The sequence below is a fragment of the Microbacterium sp. AC145 genome (genome assembly GCF_979258505.1).
Genome location: NZ_OZ409859.1, coordinates 2653584 through 2671638 on the forward strand (window position 1 = coordinate 2653584; position 18055 = coordinate 2671638).

Annotated in this window: 14 protein-coding genes; 9 read left to right on the forward strand and 5 right to left on the reverse strand. The window is 67.6% G+C overall.

Annotated features, from left to right (window positions below; all coding sequences use genetic code 11):
• Nucleotides 1–69 precede the first annotated feature (69 nt).
• The 4 genes from tatC to ACZZZN_RS12835 all read right to left on the reverse strand — a co-directional run bounded on the left by tatC (nucleotide 70) and on the right by ACZZZN_RS12835 (nucleotide 3424).
• A complete protein-coding gene (tatC, locus tag ACZZZN_RS12820) occupies nucleotides 70–870 on the reverse strand; it encodes a twin-arginine translocase subunit TatC (RefSeq protein WP_463505521.1) in 801 nt (266 codons plus the stop codon).
• Between the two features lie 4 nt (nucleotides 871–874).
• The gene (locus tag ACZZZN_RS12825; protein ID WP_463505522.1) at nucleotides 875–1144 is read right to left on the reverse strand and encodes a twin-arginine translocase TatA/TatE family subunit; all 270 of its coding nucleotides are present in this window, start codon (nucleotides 1142–1144) and stop codon (nucleotides 875–877) included.
• A 24-nt stretch (nucleotides 1145–1168) separates the two neighbouring features.
• Nucleotides 1169–2161: an intradiol ring-cleavage dioxygenase gene (locus tag ACZZZN_RS12830; protein ID WP_463505523.1), complete on the reverse strand. Its 993-nt coding sequence runs from the start codon at nucleotides 2159–2161 to the stop codon at nucleotides 1169–1171.
• A gap of 102 nt (nucleotides 2162–2263) precedes the next feature.
• On the reverse strand, nucleotides 2264–3424 hold the full coding sequence (locus tag ACZZZN_RS12835; protein WP_463506595.1) for a low temperature requirement protein A: 1161 nt from the start codon (nucleotides 3422–3424) through the stop codon (nucleotides 2264–2266).
• 325 nt (nucleotides 3425–3749) lie between these two features.
• Between ACZZZN_RS12835 and ACZZZN_RS12840 the strand changes: the two genes are divergently transcribed.
• From ACZZZN_RS12840 to ACZZZN_RS12865, 6 genes are all read left to right on the forward strand, one after another.
• Nucleotides 3750–5282 carry a sugar transferase gene (locus ACZZZN_RS12840; RefSeq protein ID WP_463505524.1) on the forward strand — a complete coding sequence of 511 codons (1533 nt, stop codon included), beginning with the start codon at nucleotides 3750–3752 and terminating at the stop codon, nucleotides 5280–5282.
• Between the two features lie 4 nt (nucleotides 5283–5286).
• The gene (locus ACZZZN_RS12845) at nucleotides 5287–6048 is read left to right on the forward strand and encodes a WecB/TagA/CpsF family glycosyltransferase (protein WP_463505525.1); all 762 of its coding nucleotides are present in this window, start codon (nucleotides 5287–5289) and stop codon (nucleotides 6046–6048) included.
• On the forward strand, nucleotides 6045–7532 hold the full coding sequence (locus ACZZZN_RS12850; protein ID WP_463505526.1) for an oligosaccharide flippase family protein: 1488 nt from the start codon (nucleotides 6045–6047) through the stop codon (nucleotides 7530–7532). Before ACZZZN_RS12845 ends, ACZZZN_RS12850 begins: the two co-directional genes overlap by 4 nt.
• Nucleotides 7533–7658: 126 nt before the next feature.
• Complete coding sequence (locus tag ACZZZN_RS12855) at nucleotides 7659–8333, forward strand: hypothetical protein (RefSeq protein WP_463505527.1); 675 nt, start codon at nucleotides 7659–7661, stop codon at nucleotides 8331–8333.
• 29 nt (nucleotides 8334–8362) lie between these two features.
• Nucleotides 8363–11806 carry a fibrinogen-like YCDxxxxGGGW domain-containing protein gene (locus tag ACZZZN_RS12860; protein ID WP_463505528.1) on the forward strand — a complete coding sequence of 1148 codons (3444 nt, stop codon included), beginning with the start codon at nucleotides 8363–8365 and terminating at the stop codon, nucleotides 11804–11806.
• On the forward strand, nucleotides 11803–12528 hold the full coding sequence (locus ACZZZN_RS12865) for a CDP-alcohol phosphatidyltransferase family protein (RefSeq protein ID WP_463505529.1): 726 nt from the start codon (nucleotides 11803–11805) through the stop codon (nucleotides 12526–12528). The genes ACZZZN_RS12860 and ACZZZN_RS12865 overlap by 4 nt, the downstream gene beginning before the upstream one ends.
• Before the next feature lie 16 nt (nucleotides 12529–12544).
• Here ACZZZN_RS12865 and ACZZZN_RS12870 read toward each other — a convergent pair whose 3' ends face one another.
• Nucleotides 12545–14116 (reverse strand): Wzz/FepE/Etk N-terminal domain-containing protein, encoded by a 1572-nt coding sequence (locus ACZZZN_RS12870; protein WP_463505530.1) that lies wholly within the window; start codon nucleotides 14114–14116, stop codon nucleotides 12545–12547.
• A 112-nt stretch (nucleotides 14117–14228) separates the two neighbouring features.
• Here ACZZZN_RS12870 and ACZZZN_RS12875 point away from each other — a divergent pair, with 112 nt between their 5' ends.
• The 3 genes from ACZZZN_RS12875 to ACZZZN_RS12885 are packed head-to-tail and all read left to right on the forward strand — an operon-like array spanning nucleotide 14229 to nucleotide 17941.
• On the forward strand, nucleotides 14229–15533 hold the full coding sequence (locus tag ACZZZN_RS12875; protein WP_463505531.1) for an O-antigen ligase family protein: 1305 nt from the start codon (nucleotides 14229–14231) through the stop codon (nucleotides 15531–15533).
• Nucleotides 15534–15590: 57 nt separating this feature from the next.
• Nucleotides 15591–16499 (forward strand): glycosyltransferase family 2 protein, encoded by a 909-nt coding sequence (locus ACZZZN_RS12880; RefSeq protein ID WP_463505532.1) that lies wholly within the window; start codon nucleotides 15591–15593, stop codon nucleotides 16497–16499.
• Nucleotides 16500–16501: 2 nt separating this feature from the next.
• Nucleotides 16502–17941, forward strand: a complete 1440-nt coding sequence (locus tag ACZZZN_RS12885) for a glycosyltransferase (protein ID WP_463505533.1) — start codon at nucleotides 16502–16504, stop codon at nucleotides 17939–17941.
• Nucleotides 17942–18055: the final 114 nt, after the last annotated feature.

An 18055-nucleotide genomic window follows, 5' to 3' on the forward strand; every position in this document is an offset into this window, starting at 1 on the left:
GGGACCGATGATCACCGCGGCGAGCAACGAGACCAGGAACAGCTTCTCGATCGTGAGTCCGAACACGGTTCATCCCTCCGTCGAGAGCCGGCGATCCGCCGCCCGATCGTGGAGCCAGGCGATGAGCAGTGCCACGAGGAACAGTGCGGTCATGGGCACGGCGATCAGGAACATCGACAGCACATCGGCCGCCGGGGTCACGATCGCACTGAAGAGGACGATCGCCACGACGACGATGCGCCAGCTGCGAGCGATCGCACGCGCAGGCAGGATGCCGAGCAGATTGAGCACCACGAGGAACACCGGCAGCACGAAGGCGACACCGGTGGCGAGCACGATCTTCAGGATGAAGTCGACGTAGTAGGAGGCCTGCAGCAGCGTGCTGTCCTCGGTCGATGCGAAGCCCGCCAGCAGCTCGACCATGTGCGGGAAGAGAAGGAGACCCGCCGTGCAGCCGGCGGCGAAGAGCGGGACGGACGCCGCGAGGAACCCGAACGTGTACTTCTTCTCGCGACGGTCGAGTCCGGGGGCGAGGAACGCCAGCAGTTCGTACATCCAGATCGGACTCGACAGCGCGATGCCGGAGAAGAGGGCGATCTTGAGCTTGAGATCGAACGCCCCCGTGATGCTGTCGTAGTTCAGGCTCGCGTCGCGGGACTCGGCGAGCGCGGTGATCGGGGCCCGAACGATCTCCATGACCTGGTCGGAGAGGAGGTAGCCGGTCATCACCCCGATGAGGAGCGCCGCCACCGCCCGCAGGGAGCGCGTGCGCGCCTCCCGCAGGTGCGATGACAGTGGCATCCCGGCGGAGGCGCCGGCCGGCGTGGCCGAGGCGGAGGCCCCGACCACGTCGGGAGCGAGCGCGGTCATGACCCTACTCCGCGGTGCGCGCGATGGGTCGGGCGAGGCCGTCCGAGCCGACGGCGTCCACGTGGTCACGAGCGTCCCGTGTGGTCACCGGCCGCGGCTCGACGTGCGGCTCGACCGCAGGGTCGCCCGCAGCAGGCTCGGAGACCTCGGACTTGAGGATGCGCATGGACTGTCCGACGCTCTTGGCGAGGGCGGGGAGCTTGGCGGCGCCGAAGATGAGGACGACGATCGCGAGGATGATCAGGGCGTGCCACCCTGTGAGGTTCTGAAGCATGTCTTCTCTCCTTTCGTGAGAGCGTCAGTTGGACGGCGGCTGACCGCCACCGGGGCCGCCGTCGCCACCCGAGGGTGCGGATCCTGCGGTCGGAGTGGTCGTCGTATCGACGCCGACCACGAGAGTGGTCGAGTAGCCGCCGGCCACATCTCCCGTGATGGTGGGAAGCTGCAGCGCGCCGGAGTCGTCGCCGAAGACGTTGTCTCCCGAGAGGCTGGTCTGAGACAGGTTCTGCGAGGAGCCGTCGTAGCGGGAATCCGCATAGACCGCGGTGCAGGCGTCTTCGGGGAGCGCCATCTGCGAGGTGGCGATCGCATTGGCGGAGTCCGTGATCGAGTCGACGTCCGGGTACACCTCGAAGTGGATGTGCGGCCAGCGCCCCGAGTAGCATCCGGGGAAGATCGATGCGAACGAGACCTTGCCGTCGGCATCCGCCACCTGCACGCCGCGCAGGTACGTGACGTCCTCCAGCCCTGAGGAGTACATCGAGTACCCCCCCTGCGCGGTGCAGTGCCAGGCGTAGACGGCGACTCCCGCGAAGGGCACTGCGCCGTTGGCGAGGTCGAGCACCTGGAACTCGAAGGTGAGCGGGATTCCTTCGGCCGTGGCCGAGCCGTCGATGGAGGTCGTGATGTCCTGACGCACGATTCCGGACTCCTCCAGAACGTCGGGGCCGTTGGATCCGTCTCCGGGGTAGGGACCGGCGGTCTCGTCGGGGATCTCGCCCGCTGCTGTCGCGGTGTCGGTCGACGTGTCCGTCGACGTGTCGCTCTCGGTCGTCGCCGAGGGCGCGCTGCTGCTCGTGCTCGACGTGCCGGTCGCTGCGGGGGCGCAGGCGGCCAGGACGACGGCGCCGACCCCGAGACCTGCGAGACCGAGCACTCCGCGGCGGGTCACGAGGGTGCGGATGTCGAAGGCGGCGCCCTGATCGACGACCTCCTCATCGACCCGGTCGAGCAGCCGCCCTTCGTAGGTGGGGCCCTCAGGGGTCTGGAAGGGTTCAGGGATGCGGCTCATGATCGTGCTCCTCTCGATGGGGTTCCGATGTCGATGTCATCGTCGATGTACCCATGGTCACGGAGGAGCCGATCAGCGAGCTATGCCTCGCCTATGCGATGGCTATGACCTTCTGTCCACAGGCGGATGCAGCACGAGCACGACGACGATCGCCACGAGCACCAGCGCCGTGATGGCCACCGGGATCGGCAGGATCGGGTCGAGGAGAACGACGACGGCGCCGATCGGGACCACCGTGTTCACGACACGGTCGGCGTTCTCGCGGATGGCGACCCACCAGATCCCCAGCAGGAAGATCGCGATCGGGATCGTCACCGTGAACGAGGCGACGACGTTCGAGAGATGGCTCTCGCCGGTGAGCACATCGAGCTCGACCTCGATACCCGCCGAGAACGCGGCCGCCGCGGCGAACACCACATAGTGGGTGTACCCGTAGCGGAGCGAGCGTCCGAACGTCGTGATCGCCCGGTGGTGCGGCGGCCAGAAGTAGATCCACCACAGCGATGCCGTCACTGCGAGGGTGAGGACGGAGATGGAGATGAGGGGAACGAACGATTCGAGCTCGTGACTCGCGTCGATGATCGCGTTCGCGGATGCGAGCAGACTCTCACCGAGCACGATCAGCGTGAAGAGACCGTACCGCTCGGTGATGTGATGCGGATGCCACGGCGTCTGATGCCGGTACTCCGCGAAGACCGGCACGCTGACCTCGATCACCGCGCACACCACGAAGGCGACGATCTGAATCGGCCCGGCAGGGACCAGCAGGAACAGCACCCACAGCACCTGCACGGCGGCGATGCCGAGAGCGTAGCGGCGCGCGGCGGAGCGAAGCTCGCCTGCGCCACGGGATGCTCGCAGCCACTGCGCGACCATCGCGATGCGCATCACGATGTAGCCGAGGACGGGCACGGTGAAGTCACCGTGCTCGAACGCCGCGGGAATGCCCGCCGCGAAGACGAGCACACCGCCCATCTGAACGATCGTCGTGACCCGGTAGAGCCAGTCGTCGGTGTCGAAGGAGGTCGCGAACCAGGTGAAGTTCATCCACGCCCACCACACCGCGAAGAAGACCATCGCGTACGAGGTGATGCCGTGCACGAAGTCTCCGTGACTGAGCGCGTGATGCAGCTGCGCCGAGGCGATGCTCACAGCGACGACGAAGACCAGATCGAAGAAGAGCTCGAGCGTGCTGGCCGCGCGATGCGGCTGCGCGGGATCGCGCGGCAGCATGCGGCTCAGGTGGAATCGAGGCGAGGGCATGATGGTCACGCGGTCAGGATATCCATGGCCACAACACTCGTATTCATGAGTATCGGAATTCCAGTTCGTCCAGTCATGCGAATTACCTTCCGCTGAACGTTCGGTTCCGCTAGAGTGAACGAAGTCTGCAGTACCTGCTGCCAGCAACACCGTGTGGGACGGTGTTCGCACACCGTGATGTGGGATCACGGATGCATGCAGGACCCGAGGGGTCGGGATGCGGACGACACTGGGGACGTGGGGTCCCTGGTCTGGGGAAAACACTGGGGAAACACATGGCGCACTGGGGAATTTTGCGTACCTGTAAGGCTCAAGGGGCCTCGGCATGACTTCCGTCGAGGATGCTCTGAGCATCACTCGCACGGGGTCGGTCTTCACGCCGATCGCCGCTCCGCGAGCCACCAAGTCGGTCACGCGCACGGCGGTCACGCCGCGTGTGTCCGCGACGCTGGAGCGACGCCGTCAATGGGAGCGGCGTTATCGGATGCGACTGCGGGTCACGGATGCCGGGGTCATCCTTTTCGCGGTCGCGATCACAGCAGCAGTCCAGTTGGTGACCGGTGTCGCAGGGGAAGAGGCCCTGCGCACCGGCATCCCACTGGCCGCGCTCTGGTATCTGATGCTCGGCGCTCTGCATACGCGTGATGCAGCGCTGTTCCGCGCCAGTGCGACGGAGTACCGAGGCGTGGCGCATGCCAGCGGATTGGCGTTCGGGATCATCGCCATGTTCGGTGTCGTGCTCGGGTGGCAGTCGATGCAGCTCGTGCTGATCGTCGGGCTGCCTCTCGGCGTCCTCACGCTGCTCGTCACCCGCTGGGTGTGGCGGCACTGGCTGACGGCGCAGCGTGCGCGGGGGCGGTTCGCATCGCGCACGCTCGTCGTCGGCAACAGGGATGACGTCGAATACGTCGTCCGCACACTGCATCCGATCGGGGCGTCGGGCTATCAGGTCGTCGGCGCCACGCTGCTCGACGGCAACGCCCGCGACGTCGACATCGACGGCGTGCGGTTCCCGGTTCTCGGCAACGTCAACACCGTCGCCACCGTCGCCACCGAGCTCGGGGCCGACACGATCATCGTGGCGAGCCGCCCCGAGGGCAACCCCGACTTCGTCAAGCAGCTGAGCTGGCAGCTCGAGGGCACCGCCGCCGAGCTGGTGCTGTCGAGTCGTCTCACCGATGTCGCCGGTCCGCGCATCTCCTTCGCCTCGGTCGAGGGACTCCCCCTCATCCAGGTGCAGATCCCGAGCTACGAGGGCGGCAGGCACGTGCTCAAGCGTGCGCTCGACATCATGGTCGCGGCTGTGGCGCTGATCCCGATCGCGCTGATCACTCCGCTTCTCGCGCTTCTCGTCAAGCTCGATTCTCCGGGCCCGCTCTTCTTCTTCCAGGAGCGCGTGGGTCAAGACGGGCGCACCTTCAAGATCGTGAAGTTCCGCTCGATGAAGACCGATGCCGAGCAGCAGCTCGTCGCGCTCAAAGAGCAGAACGAGGGGGCAGGGCTTCTCTTCAAGATGAAGGACGACCCTCGGGTGACACGCGTCGGTCGAATCCTGCGCAAGCTCTCGCTCGATGAGCTCCCGCAGTTCTGGAACGTGCTCGTCGGCGACATGAGCGTCGTCGGCCCGCGTCCCCCGCTGCCCACCGAGGTCACCGCCTACGACGGCACGGTCTACCGCCGCCTGTACATCAAGCCCGGCATCACCGGTCTGTGGCAGGTGTCGGGTCGCAGCGACCTCTCCTGGGACGAGAGCGTGCGGCTCGACCTGCGCTACGTCGAGAACTGGTCAGTGATGAACGACCTGCAGATCATGTGGCGCACCGCCAAGGTCATGGTGCAGCCCAGCGGGGCATACTGAGCGGATGAGTGAGAGGAATCCGATCGACGAGACCACGTCCGTCGACATCACGGGCGTGCGCGTCGAGTCGTTCACCGAGACCGAGCTGATCGACCGCGTGCTCGCGATGTCTGCGGGTGACACCGCGCAGGTCGCCGTGGGAGTGAACGCGCACGTCTGCAACCTCGCTCGCACCGATGCACGATTCCGACGCCTGCTCGACTCGAGCATCGCGTACGCCGACGGCCAGTCGGTGGTCTGGGCGGCGAAGCTGCTCGGCGGCCACCTGCCCGAACGCCTCGCGACGACCGATGTGGCCGAGCCGCTGCTCCGCGCGGCCGCCGCCGAAGGGATTCCGGTCTACTTCTTCGGTGCCGCCGAGGGCGTGGCCGAGCGGGCTGCGGGGATCATGCGCGAACGCATCCCGGGGCTCCGCTTGCGCAGCCACCATGGTTACGTCTCGCCGGATGCGATGCCGGCGGTGCTCGACGACATCGCGTCGCATGGCACCCGCATCCTCTTCGTCGGCATGGGGGATCCCGCCCAGCAGTTCTGGGTCGATGCCCACCGCGAGAATCTGCCTCCGGCAGTGCTCACCTGCGGCGGCCTCTTCGACTGGCTGAGCGGGTCGAATCGCCGTGCCCCGGAGTGGATGATCCGCGCCGGACTCGAATGGCTCTGGCGCCTGATGATCGAACCTCGACGACTCGCGAAGCGCTATCTGCTCGGCAACCCGTCCTTCATGGCCGCCGTCGCCGCGCAGAGGCTTCGCAGGTCGCCCGCATGAGCAGCGCTCCCACCGCACGAGCCGAACTCGCTCGCGGAGGCGCACTGAGCTTCGTCGGCTCGGCGGTCAGCGCCGTGATGGGGCTCGTGCTGATCATCGTGCTCGGTCGGCTGCTCGGCGACGCGGGCTCGGGTGTCGTTCTGCAGGCGGTCGGCGCCTTCACGATCGCGCTGGGCGTGGCACGCTTCGGCATGGACTCGGCCGCGATCTGGATCCTGCCGCGCCAGCTCGAGGACGACCGCGACATGCTGCGGCCCACAGGAGCCTTCCTCGTGCTGGTGTCGGCGATCGCGGGGCTGGCGTGCGCCTGCATCCTGTTCGTCGCGGCGCTGATCATCGAGGCGCAGAGCCCCGGTGATGCCGTCGCGCAGGCGATCCGCTCGATCGCATGGTTCCTCCCCGTCGCCTCCGTCATGCTCACGGCACTCTCGGCGACGAGAGCGCTCGGCAAGGTGAACGCCTACGTGCTCGTCGGCAACGTGCTGCTGCCGACCCTGCGCCCGATCGCCACCGCGATCGCGGTGGGCGTGGGCGCAGGTGCCGTCGGCGCCGCCGTCGCCTGGGCGCTGCCTCTGGCCCCTGCTGCCATCGCAGCGGTCATCGTGGTGCTGTGGCAGTTGCGCAAGCTCGGCCGCGCGACCCAGCCGGGTTTCCTGCGCTCCGGCGTGCCGGCACGCACCATCCGGTATGCGCTCCCCCGCGTCGTGTCGTCCGGCCTCGAGCAGCTCCTGATCTGGCTCGCGGTGATCATCGTGGGCGCTCTCGCGGGTCCTGCCGCCGCCGGGGTGTACGGCGCTGCCAGCCGCTTCGTCGCAGCCGGGATGATCATCGACACCGCCCTGCGCGTCGTGGTCTCGCCGATGTTCAGCAAGATGCTCCACCGCGAAGACACCGCGGGCCTCGAGAGCGTGTACCGCACCGCGACCGTGTGGCTGGTGCTCTTCAGCACGCCTGTCTACGTGCTGCTCGCCGTCTTCGCACCCGTCGCGCTCTCGCTGCTCGGCGGCTCCTTCGCCGACGGAGAGCCTGTGCTCATCGTCATGGCGATCGGGTCGATCGTGACGTTCCTCGCCGGCAACATCCATTCCGTGCTGCTCATGAGCGGCCGAAGCGGACTCGCCGCCATGAACAAGGCCATCGCGGTCGCCCTGAACGTGGCTCTCATCTACCTGCTCGTGCCGATCTGGGGCATCACCGGCGCGGCTGTCGCGTGGGCCGTGGCCTGTGCGATCGACGCCGCTCTCGCCTCGGTGCAGGTGCGATTCGTCCTGGGGCTCCGCGTCTCGCCTCTGCCCGGGCTGTATCCGCTGGTGGTCGCACTGCTCACGTTCGGTGTGCCCGCGATCGCCCTGCGGCTGACCCTCGGAGCGACCTGGCTCAGCCTCTTCGTCGCCGCCGCCGCAGGCGCACTGCTCTTCCTCATCTGGTGCCGTCTCGACCGGCGCCGGCTGCATCTCGACGAGCTGCGGAGGCCCTCTGCATAGCCGCTGAGAAAGTACTGGTGAGAAGTTCACGCTGTGTGATATTCTGCGCCTGGGGAAGCTTCTCGCCTCTTTGTGCGAAGAAGCCCGCTCGGTGGGACGAGCAACTACTAATTGGGGATATAGGGGATGTCTGGGGACGTTTTAGCGACGCCTGTCGCGCGCAAGCGCAGGGCTGTATGGATTTCACTCGCCGTCGCGGCTGTCATCGCGACCGGCGCGATCGCCACCTACGCGGTGACGACCTCCGGCGGCGGGGGCACTGCTCCTGACGCCGGATCAGGCGGGGGCTCCGAGTCGAGCGACACCGCGACACCGACGCCCGCTCCGACTCCGACCGTCACGGCGACGCCCGCACCCGCGGCACCGCCGACGGTCGACGGCGAGCTCGACGACGACGCGGCCCTGGTCACGGTGGAGACGGCTCTCGCCGCACCGATCAGCACCATGGGCACGTCGGAAGACCTCGCCGTGCTGTTGAAGGACGTCGCGGTCGACGCGTATGCGGCCGAGATCGAGGCGCAGTGGCAGGAGCTCGTCTCCCAGGGCTGGACCATCACGGGTGAGCCCGCGCTGGTCTCCAGCGACGTCACCGCTGTCAACGCTGATGTCGAGCCGGCGACCGCCGAGATCACCGCATGCATCGACTCGTCGGCAGTGGCGATCCTCGACGCGAACGGCGACCGCATCGGCGACGAGTCGGCCACCGTGCCGCGCGCGCTGCACCTCTTCTCCCTGGTCCAGGGCGACGACGACATCTGGCGCATCGCCGGCCACACCTTTCCGAATGACCCGACATGCTGACCTCTGCCGCCCATGAAAGGCGCCCCGAAATGATCATCAAGCCGACCCGCCGCAAGGGCCGCCTTCTCGTGGCCGCGGCGACAGCCGCACTCTCCATCGCGGCGATGTTCGTGCCGGTGACGGCCGCCAGTGCCGCTGAGGCACCGCTGCCGACAGCAGACGGCCTCACCGAGATCACCGCCGCCGCATCGTGCTGGGAGATCAAGCAGCGCAATCCGCAATCCGCAGACGGCGTGTACTGGCTGAAGACGCCCGCGATGGTCGCGGCCGATCAGTTCTACTGCGACCAGACGACCAACGGCGGCGGCTGGCTGCTCGTGGGGCGCGGTCGCGAGGCGTGGTCGACGTCGACCAACGGATCCGGCTCGCCCGAGCAGGTCCGCACCAATGTCACAGGCACCGCTGCGTTCACACCGCGCCAGCTCTCCGGCGAGTTGATCGACCAGCTCAACAACAACCAGCCGATCAAGAACCTCGCCGAGGGTGTCCGTCTGGTCCGTGCCACCAATCAGGCCGGCACCACCTGGCAGGATCTGACCTTCACATTCTCCAGCCCGCGCGACAAGTGGACCTGGATGTTCAACAACGAGCAGCGCGTGGCCCAGTACAAGATCGGCAACACCACCCGCAGCGGTGGACAGACGTCGAACTTCGGCAACGACAACAACTATGTCCGCGTGCGCACCATCACCGGTGCCACCGAGGGCTGGGCGATGGGCTTCGGATTCGGCAGCAACATCCGCGGAAACCCCGCCTCGACGAGCTTCCTGTGGTCGAAGGACACCAACACGGGATACGCGCGGCCCTTCACGCAGGTCTTCATCCGCCCGCAGATCTCGACGGACTCGTTCACGCCGATCGCCGCGTCCGGTACTCCGGCGATCGCGAACCAAGCCGTCGTCGACAGCTTCGCGCAGACGCAGAACTGGGGAGTGGCCGGTCTCGGCGCGGGCCCCGCGTCGGTCGAGGGCAGCAACGAGGTCTCGGCGTTCGCCGAGATCGGTGGCACGGTGTTCGCCGGTGGCAACTTCACCACGGTGCAGAAGACCGCCGGTGGCGGCAGTGCTCAGCCGCAGGCCTACCTCGCGGCGTTCCAGCGTGATTCGGCGGAGTTCATCCCGACGTTCCGCCCGACGTTCAACAACCAGATCAAGGCGCTGGCCGCGCTGCCTGGTAACCGGCTCGCGGTCGGTGGCTACTTCACGCAGGTCAACGGTCAGAACGTCGCGGGCCTGGTCGTGCTCAACGCCACGACCGGCGAGATCGACCCGGCATTCACCGGGCGCCTGATCAATGCGCTCAGCGGCGGTGTGCCGATCGTGCGCACGCTCGACGTGCAGGACGGCTGGTTGTACGCGGCCGGATCGTTCACCCACTCGGCGAGCGGCACCTCTGCGCAGACCTACACCCGCGGAGCCGCGCGCTTCAACGTGAACACCGGCGCTCCCGACGGTACCTGGAACCCGGAGTTCAACGGAACGGTCATCAGCGTCGACGCATCGGCACGCGGCGACCGCGTGTACTTCGCCGGATTCTTCTCGACCTCGAAGTCGCGCCCGGCAGACAAGGCCGCAGCGATGTCGTCGACGAGCACCGACCTCTTCCCGTGGGCGGTCGTCTTCTCGAACCGCAACTCCGGACGCACCGGCTACCAGCAGGCGGTGCTCGAAGTGGGCGACAAGGTGTGGCTCGGCGGGTCGGAGCATTCGCTCTTCAGCTATTCCCGCGATGCCCTGACCCTCGTGAGCTCCTCGGTAGGAAACGCCGGTGGTGATTTCCAGGCCATCGCGACCGACGGAAACGCTGTCTACGGCGGATGCCACTGCTTCGAGACCCAGTACGACGGGTCAACGACGTGGAACCCGATCGGAACCGCGTGGACGTCCGCGAACGCGGTGTACGGTTCGGGCGCCTGGAGCGCGACGACCGGCGAGCGCATCCCGAGCTTCAACGGCGACTTCGACACGAACCGCGGAGCGGGCTCGTGGGCTCTCTTCGTCGATTCGACGGGAACACTGTGGCAGGGCGGTGACTGGACGTACTCGACACGGCCGGGGTACATCCGGCAGTGGTCGGGCGGCTTCGTCCGCCACGCCCAGCGCGACACGACCGCACCCACGACGCCCGCCAACCTGGTCGTCAAGACCACGGCCGACGGCGTCGCCCTGACCTGGGGCACGTCGGCAGACGATCGCGGCGTCACCGCGTACCAGGTGCTGCGGAACGACCGCGTGGTCGCCACGCTGACCGGTACGACAGCGGCTCTTCCCGCGGCCCCCGCCGGCACGCTCTACTTCGTGCGAGCGATCGACGCGCGAGGCAATGCATCGGCATCGACGGCCGGAGTCACCGCGGTCACTCCTCCTGCGCAGCCGGCCTCTGCGACGCTCATCGCAGCCGGGTCCAGCTGGTCCTACGTCTACGACGCGACCGGCCCGGCCGGGGCCTGGACGACCGCCGCGTATGACAGCTCGGCATGGCAGTCGGGCGCAGCGCCCCTCGGATGGGGTCAGCCGACCCTCGGCACCACCTTGACCACGGCCGTCACTCCGAAGCCTCTGGCGTCGTTCTACCGACACGCCTTCCAGGTGGCAGACGCGTCGAAAGTCGAGTCGGTGAAGATCACGACCAGAGCGGATGACGGTATCGTCCTCTACGTCAACGGCACGGAGGTGCTGCGCAAGAACGTCAACGACGGTGCCGCCGGCGTCGGCACGTACGCGAACGTCGCAGTCGGCGCAGCGGCGGCCGTGGCCACCCCGCAGGTCGTCACGGTGCCGGGAAACCTGTTCACCACCGGGGTCAACGTGATCTCCGCGTCGGTGCACTCGAACTACCGCTCGACCCCGAGCCACAGCTTCGAGCTCGAGGCCGTGGCGACGATCGGTACGCAGCCGACACCGCCCGTGGTGGAGCCGGAGCCCGAGCCCGAGCCCGAGCCTGAGCCCGAACCCGAGCCCGAGCCCGCCGTGACGTCGGTGGTCGCCGCCGGATCGACCTGGGCATACCGCTTCACCAATGACGCCACGCCGGCGAACTGGGCGGCCGTCGACTTCGACGCGGCGTCCTGGACCACCGGTGCCGGAGCCTTCGGCTGGGGCCACACCGGACTCGCGACGCCGCTCGACACGACACTGTCGCCGCGCCCGATCACGAGTTACTACCGTCAGCCGGTGACGCTCGATGCACTGAACTTCTCGAAGGTGACGGTCACGACGCGTGCGGACGACGGGGTCGTGGTGTACGTGAACGGCGTGGAGGTCGCCCGCAAGAACATCAGTGCCGGAGCCGTGACGCAGAGCACCTACGCCAACGCCGCCGTCTCGGCGACAGCGGCGGTCGGTACACCGTTCGTGTTCGACGTCCCGGCATCCGCCTTCCAGGTGGGCGCCAACGTGATCGCCGTCGAGGTGCACTCGAACTATCGCTCGACCCCGAGCCACAGCTTCGAACTCTCGGCAGAGAAATCATGACCCAGGTGACCTCTCATCCTCGGCCCGGATTCCGCGATCACCTCGCCGATCTCAACCGTGCTCAGAAGAGCGGGGCCGGCGTTCCCGCCTACACACGATGGGTGAACCGCCGGCTCGCCCGGGGCGTCGCCGCATCCGCGGCGGCCCTCGGGCTGTCCCCCAACGCCGTCACGATGATCAGCGCCGGCCTCTCTGCGGTCGGCCTGGCGATCATGATCGTCGTGGAACCCTCCTGGTGGTCCGCCCTCGCGACCGCGGCGCTCCTCGCCGCGGGTTATGTCTTCGACTCGGCCGACGGTCAGGTCGCGCGACTCACGGGAACGTCGAGCCCGGCCGGCGAGTGGCTCGATCACGTCGTGGACGCGATCCGCACCCCCGCCATCCATCTGACCGTGGCCGTGGCGGTTCTGCTCCACCGCCCCGATCTGATCTGGCTCGCGGTCATCGCACTTCTGTTCACGCTGATGAGCGTCGGCCAGTTCATGAGTCAGATCCTGGCCGAGCAGCTGGTCCGCAACACCGGTGGAGAGTCCGCAGAGGCATCAGGCACACGCAAGTCGTTCCTGCTGCTGCCCACCGACACCGGTGTGCTGTGCTGGAGCTTCGTCTTCTGGGCCGCTCCCCCGGTGTTCCTCGTCGTCTACGGGGCGCTCTTCATCATCAACAGCGTGCACTCCGCGGCATCGATGCGCCGCAAGTACAGCAAGCTCGTCGCTCGCTGACGGTCTCGCCGACCGATCAGGAGTCGGCTCCGACCTCGACCTTCGCCGCCGCCCGTGCATTCGCACGGGCGGCGGTTCCGCGTTCCGTCCGCGTCGCGAACGGCCAGGTGATGCCGGCCGCGTCACGGCGACCGTGGCGCTCGCGTCGCTCGGCGACCGCCCCGAGCACCGCCGTGTCGATGGCCTCGGCCTCTTCCCGCAACCAGCGGATCTCGGTCGTCGTCGTGTCGTGCTCGCGCGTGACGACCACGACCGACTGCGCCAGGCGGAGACCGGCGAGGATGCTTGCGGGATGCGCCGACGACGGCAGCACCAGGAAGGTGAGGGTCTCGTCGCCGGCACCGGCGATGGCGGTGTGCGTCTGCTCGGTGAGGAGCAGATCCCCCTGACGCTCGTCACCGGAGTCCGAGGCGGTGAAGACCCTCAGCGCGGGGACTGTCGCCGAGGCGGCGGCCCCGTCTTCTGTCTCCTCCAGCGCGAGCGCGCTCGCCAGGTGCTCACGGAAGTCGTCGCTGCCCGCCGGCACGATCAGCTGCACGTCATGTCCCACCTGCGCCGTCACGACGGCGAGGTTCACGGCCGTCGGCGAGGTCTCGTCGGAGTGCGTCGCATCGATCACGAGCACCGTGGTGCCGAGATAGATGTCGACGAGCAGCCTCTCGCGCGTGACGCGGAGCGCATCGGCCGCCGCGCCCTTCGCGGGCACGTCTTCCCGCTTCGCGTCGAGAGTCGCGAACACGGGGGCACCGAGTGCTCGAGACATCTCCGACGCGTTGCGCAGCCGCCGGTCGAAGGGATTCCAGACGAAAGCGGCGATGATTCCCACGACCAGTCCGGCAGCGAGACCTGTCAACAGCGTGACGGTGCGTCCGGGAGCGAAGGCCAGTTCGTTGTCCTCTGCCGCCGAGAGCACGATGCCACCCGTCGTGTCGACACTCTGCAGACCGTTGCGCTGGGTGAGCAGTCCGTCGAGTTCGGTGATGATCTGCTGCCGCTGCGTCGTCGCCTGGGCGAATGCAGCGCTGTTCGAATCGGCGGAGACGAGCTGCTGGTTCACTTCGCCGAGAGTCGTGTTGAGCGCGTCGATCCGCTCGTTGAGGTTCGTGACCATCACGTCGATGCGTTCCTGCGCCTGCTCGCTGCGGAACGAGAGGTAGGCGGATGCCACGGCATCGGCACCCCGCACCGCGGCCGCGGCCGTCGGGGCGTCGTAGTCCACGGTGACCACGGCGGCGCCCGACGAGGTGGCCACGGTCGACGCGCTGCGGATCTCGCTGGCCGATGCATCTCCTTCGAGAAGGTCGGCCGCGCGCGACGCCACGACGTGCGATCGCGCGATCGCCGTCTCGGTGGCGTCGTCGAGGAGGCCCGATGCCGCACGCTGCGCGCTGAACGGCTCGGTGGTGATGACGTTCAGGTTGATCGTCGTCGTCGCCGTGACCGTCTGCGGGGCAAGGAGCAGGTAGCCGCCTGCGGCGATCGCGCCGAGCACGGTGGCCACGATGAGAAGGCGCCACTGCCGCCTGAGTACGAACACATAGTGGTCGAATCCCAGAGTCGCCGAGCCTGCCTGATCGTTGTCGTCCATGGACGAATCCCCCTCGCCTTCACACTGCCGCGGAGTCGTCCCCAGTTTTTTCCGCCTAGATAACAGCCTGTGCGCCTATCCTAGGGGCGAACCCTGGGGACATGGAGGACGGGTGAACTCGCATTTCGCACTGGCGGGCGGAGCACGATCGCTCACGCCCCCTGCGGGCACCCTGCGCTCGGAGCTGCCCCGGTGGCCGTTCACCGCGATGCTCGCCTTCTTCCCGCTGTGGTGGGTACTCGGGTTCGCCGAGATGGCGTGGATACCGCTTGCCGCCTGCATGGTGGTGCTGATGGTGCGCCGAGGCGGCATCCAGGTGCCTCGTGGCTTCGCGATCTGGCTGCTCTTCGTCGTGCTCATGTGCGCCTCTGTCATCGGCGTCGACACCTCAGGGCGGTTGATCGGGTTCGTCTATCGAGCGCTGTTGTACGTCATGATCACGGTGGTCTTCGTCTACGTCTACAACGCACGCGAGACGCTGACGCTGCGCTACGTGCTCGGAGTGTTCACGCTCTTCTGGCTCTGGGCCGTACTGGGCGGATTCGCCGGCATCGTCGCTCCCGAGTTCTCGTTCCGCACGCCGCTCGGCTACATCCTGCCGCAGGGGCTGCAGGCGAACGAGCTCATCGGCGAGATGGTCGTGCGACGGCTCACGCAGTACAACCCGGACAGCTGGCTCGCTCTCGATCCGCGCCCTTCCGCGCCGTTCCTCTACACGAACGGCTGGGGAAACGTGTATTCGATCACCCTGCCGATGGTGGTCGCGTACCTCACCGTCATCCCGCGCGGACGGCGCTTCTGGTTGATCCTCCTGGCGATCCCGCTCTCGCTCATCCCCGCGTTCCTCACGCTGAACCGCGGCATGTTCATCGGCCTGGCTGTCGCCGCGGCCTATCTCTTCTTCCGCTTCGCCCTCGCCGGCAAACTGCGCGCCGTCGCCCTCCTCAGCGTCATCGGAGTGATCGCGGCGGCCGCCGCCATCGCCCTCGACATCGGCAGCAAGCTGACCGACCGTGTCGAGACGAGCTCGTCGACCGAGGACAGGGCGAACCTGTACGAGGAGACGTTCGTCCGCACGCTCCAGTCTCCGCTCTTCGGATACGGCGCGCCCCGTCCCTCGTTCACCGACGGCGCGCCCTCGGCCGGCACGCAGGGCCATCTGTGGATGGTGATGTTCTCGCACGGGTTCCCCGCGCTGATCTGCTTCGTCGCTGCGCTCGTGTGGATGTTCTTCGCGACGATCCGCACCGGCAACACCGCCCTGATGATCCTCAACACCGTGCAGCTCGTGATCCTCGTCGAGATCTTCTTCTACGGCGTGCTGCCGAACGGCCTGATCCTCACCTTCCCCGCAGCGGCTCTGGCCATGCGCGAGCTCCGCAGCACGTCATTGTCCCCACCTGCACCCCTCCGCTAAGATGGGCTGATCGCACTTTTGGGGAAGTGCGGCTTTCTACCAGACTTTGGGGAGTCAATGGTGCAACCGCTAGTGAGCGTCGTCATGGCGACGCGCAACCGCCCGCAGCTGCTTCGTCGCGCTGTCGCGTCCGTCTTCGCACAGGAGACCGTCCAGCCCATCGAGGTGGTGCTCGTCTACGACGGCACCGACATCGACGAGCTGACGGATCTCGATCGAGGGCCGCACACGCTGCGTGCCGTCAACAACACTCGTACTCCTGGGCTCGCAGGCGCCCGGAACACGGGCATACTCGAGGCCACTGCTGATCTCATCGCATTCTGCGACGACGATGACGAATGGAAGCCGAGCAAGCTCGCAGCCCAGCTTCCGCTGTTCGACGACGAGGATGTCGTGCTCGCCGCGACAGGCATCGAGATCCATTCCGCGGGAGGCACTCACGCCCGGCTCTCTCCTGCATCGGTCACTCTCGACGATCTGCTGCGTTCTCGCATCACCGAACTGCATCCGAGCTCGTTCGTGGTGCGCGCCGGTGCTCTCCGCGGTGCCATCGGGCTCGTCGACGAAGAGCTGCCGGCCTCGTACGGCGAGGACTACGACCTGCTGCTGCGCGCCGCCAAGGCGGGCCGCGTGGTCGCAGTCCCCGAGGCGCACACGATCATCCACTGGGACCGCACCTCGTACTTCAGTGAGAAGTGGCAGGGCATCGCAGACGGACTCAGCTATCTCCTGGCCAAGCACCCCGAATTCGTGCGCAGCGGCGAAGGGCAGGCCCGCATCGAGGGCCAGATCGCCTTCGCGCACGGCGCGCTGGGCGACCGCCCCCGTGCGCGTTCGTGGGCGCGCCGAGCGATCGGCCACGACATCCGGCAGCCGCGCGCGTATCTCGCCATGGTCGTCGGAATGGGACTCGTCTCGGGCGAGCGCGTCGTGTCAGCGCTGAACAAGCGCGGCAGAGGCATGTAGAGATGCCTCGCCTGTCCGTGATCGTGCCTGCCTACAATGCGGCGGGCACCATCGGCTCGGCGGTCCGGTCTACGGTTCGCGCGCTGCCGCGCGACGCCGAGGTCGTGATCCTCGACGACGGCAGCAGCGATGCCACGGCCGATGCTGCTCGCGCTGTCGACGATCCTCGCGTCCGAGTGCTCTCCCGACCCAACCGGGGGGTCGCCGCGACACTCAACGATCTTCTCGATGCGACCGACAGCGAGTTCGTCGCGAGGATGGACGCCGATGACATCGTGCTCCCGGGCCGCTTCCGCCGCCAGTTGCGCGCGGTCGATCAGGGGGTCGACGGCGTCTTCAGCACGGTCGTGACCTGGGGATCCGGCTTACCGGGCGTGCCGCGACCTTCGGGCATCGCGCCGGAGGATTTCGGGATGCACCTGCTGCTCACCAATCCGGTGGCACACTCGACGTTCCTCGGACGACGCTCTGCGGTGGTCGACGCGGGGTCGTATCGGGAGATCCCGACCGAGGACTACGACCTGTGGCTGCGCATGGCTGCGCGCGGCATGCGCCTGACGCGGCTCGCCGTGCCCGGGCTCGCCTATCGCGTGCATCCAGGACAGGTCACAGCATCCGACGAATGGCGCCGGTCATCGTGGCAGAACCCCGACATCGCAGAGGCATACGCCTCGCTCGCCGAACGACTGCTCGGCTCCCCCGCGGTGCGCATCACGTCGCTCTCGATCGACGGCACCCGCACCGGAGCCGAGAAGCTGGCCGAGGTCGACCGTTTCGCGGTCGAGTTCGATCGCGCGGTGGGTGCACACTCTGAGACCGCGCAGCGGGCGCTGCGGCGAAAGCTCGCCGAGCGCCGCGCCTGGCTCGCGACTCGCGTGCGACAGGAGCCGAGCGGCACTGCGGCAGACGCCTCCTCGAGCCCGACCCCGCACCCGAGCCGGACCCCGCGGCAGGCATATCGCGAAGCCGTCGCCGCGGATCGCAGGGCCAACGCGTCGTACCCCAAGAGCCGTTTCATACTCCGCTGGTTCCGGCGCGCTCAGCGCTGGCGCACCGCGCGCGGGCCGCTCGCACGCCTCGTCTTCCTGCTCGTCGGCGGCTCGTACAAACTGGTCACTGAGGGATTCATGGGCATCGAACTGCCTGTGAGCACCAGCGTGGGCCCCGGCCTGCGACTGCGTCACGGGGTCGGTGTGGTCGTCAACCCGGCGAGTCGCATCGGGGCAGGCGTCATGATCCGGCAGGGCGTGACTCTGGGCAATCGCAAGAGCTCGGATGACTGCCCGACGATCGAAGACGGCGTCGAGATAGGCGTCGGGGCGGTCATCATCGGATCCATCACCGTCGGCGCAGGCGCAAGGATCGGGCCCAACGCCGTCGTTTTCAGAGACGTCCCCGCGGGGGCGGTCGTACTTTCGCCAGCCGCCGAGGTACGGGTCTGAATTCCTTGGAGCGAATACCCAGCAGTCCGGCATACTGTTGTATGGCTCGGCCGTAATTTGACCGCGGCGGGCATGCATGCTGTGATGAAAGCGTTATTTTTCCGCGGAGGGGGT

Coding starts and splice junctions, on each gene's coding strand:
- tatC (WP_463505521.1), bottom strand. CDS start 870: ATGACCGCGCTCGCTCCCGACGTGGTCGGGGCCTCCGCCTCGGCCACG.
- ACZZZN_RS12825 (WP_463505522.1), bottom strand. CDS start 1,144: ATGCTTCAGAACCTCACAGGGTGGCACGCCCTGATCATCCTCGCGATC.
- ACZZZN_RS12830 (WP_463505523.1), bottom strand. CDS start 2,161: ATGAGCCGCATCCCTGAACCCTTCCAGACCCCTGAGGGCCCCACCTAC.
- ACZZZN_RS12835 (WP_463506595.1), bottom strand. CDS start 3,424: ATGCCCTCGCCTCGATTCCACCTGAGCCGCATGCTGCCGCGCGATCCC.
- ACZZZN_RS12840 (WP_463505524.1), top strand. CDS start 3,750: ATGACTTCCGTCGAGGATGCTCTGAGCATCACTCGCACGGGGTCGGTC.
- ACZZZN_RS12845 (WP_463505525.1), top strand. CDS start 5,287: ATGAGTGAGAGGAATCCGATCGACGAGACCACGTCCGTCGACATCACG.
- ACZZZN_RS12850 (WP_463505526.1), top strand. CDS start 6,045: ATGAGCAGCGCTCCCACCGCACGAGCCGAACTCGCTCGCGGAGGCGCA.
- ACZZZN_RS12855 (WP_463505527.1), top strand. CDS start 7,659: ATGTCTGGGGACGTTTTAGCGACGCCTGTCGCGCGCAAGCGCAGGGCT.
- ACZZZN_RS12860 (WP_463505528.1), top strand. CDS start 8,363: ATGATCATCAAGCCGACCCGCCGCAAGGGCCGCCTTCTCGTGGCCGCG.
- ACZZZN_RS12865 (WP_463505529.1), top strand. CDS start 11,803: ATGACCCAGGTGACCTCTCATCCTCGGCCCGGATTCCGCGATCACCTC.
- ACZZZN_RS12870 (WP_463505530.1), bottom strand. CDS start 14,116: ATGGACGACAACGATCAGGCAGGCTCGGCGACTCTGGGATTCGACCAC.
- ACZZZN_RS12880 (WP_463505532.1), top strand. CDS start 15,591: ATGGTGCAACCGCTAGTGAGCGTCGTCATGGCGACGCGCAACCGCCCG.
- ACZZZN_RS12885 (WP_463505533.1), top strand. CDS start 16,502: ATGCCTCGCCTGTCCGTGATCGTGCCTGCCTACAATGCGGCGGGCACC.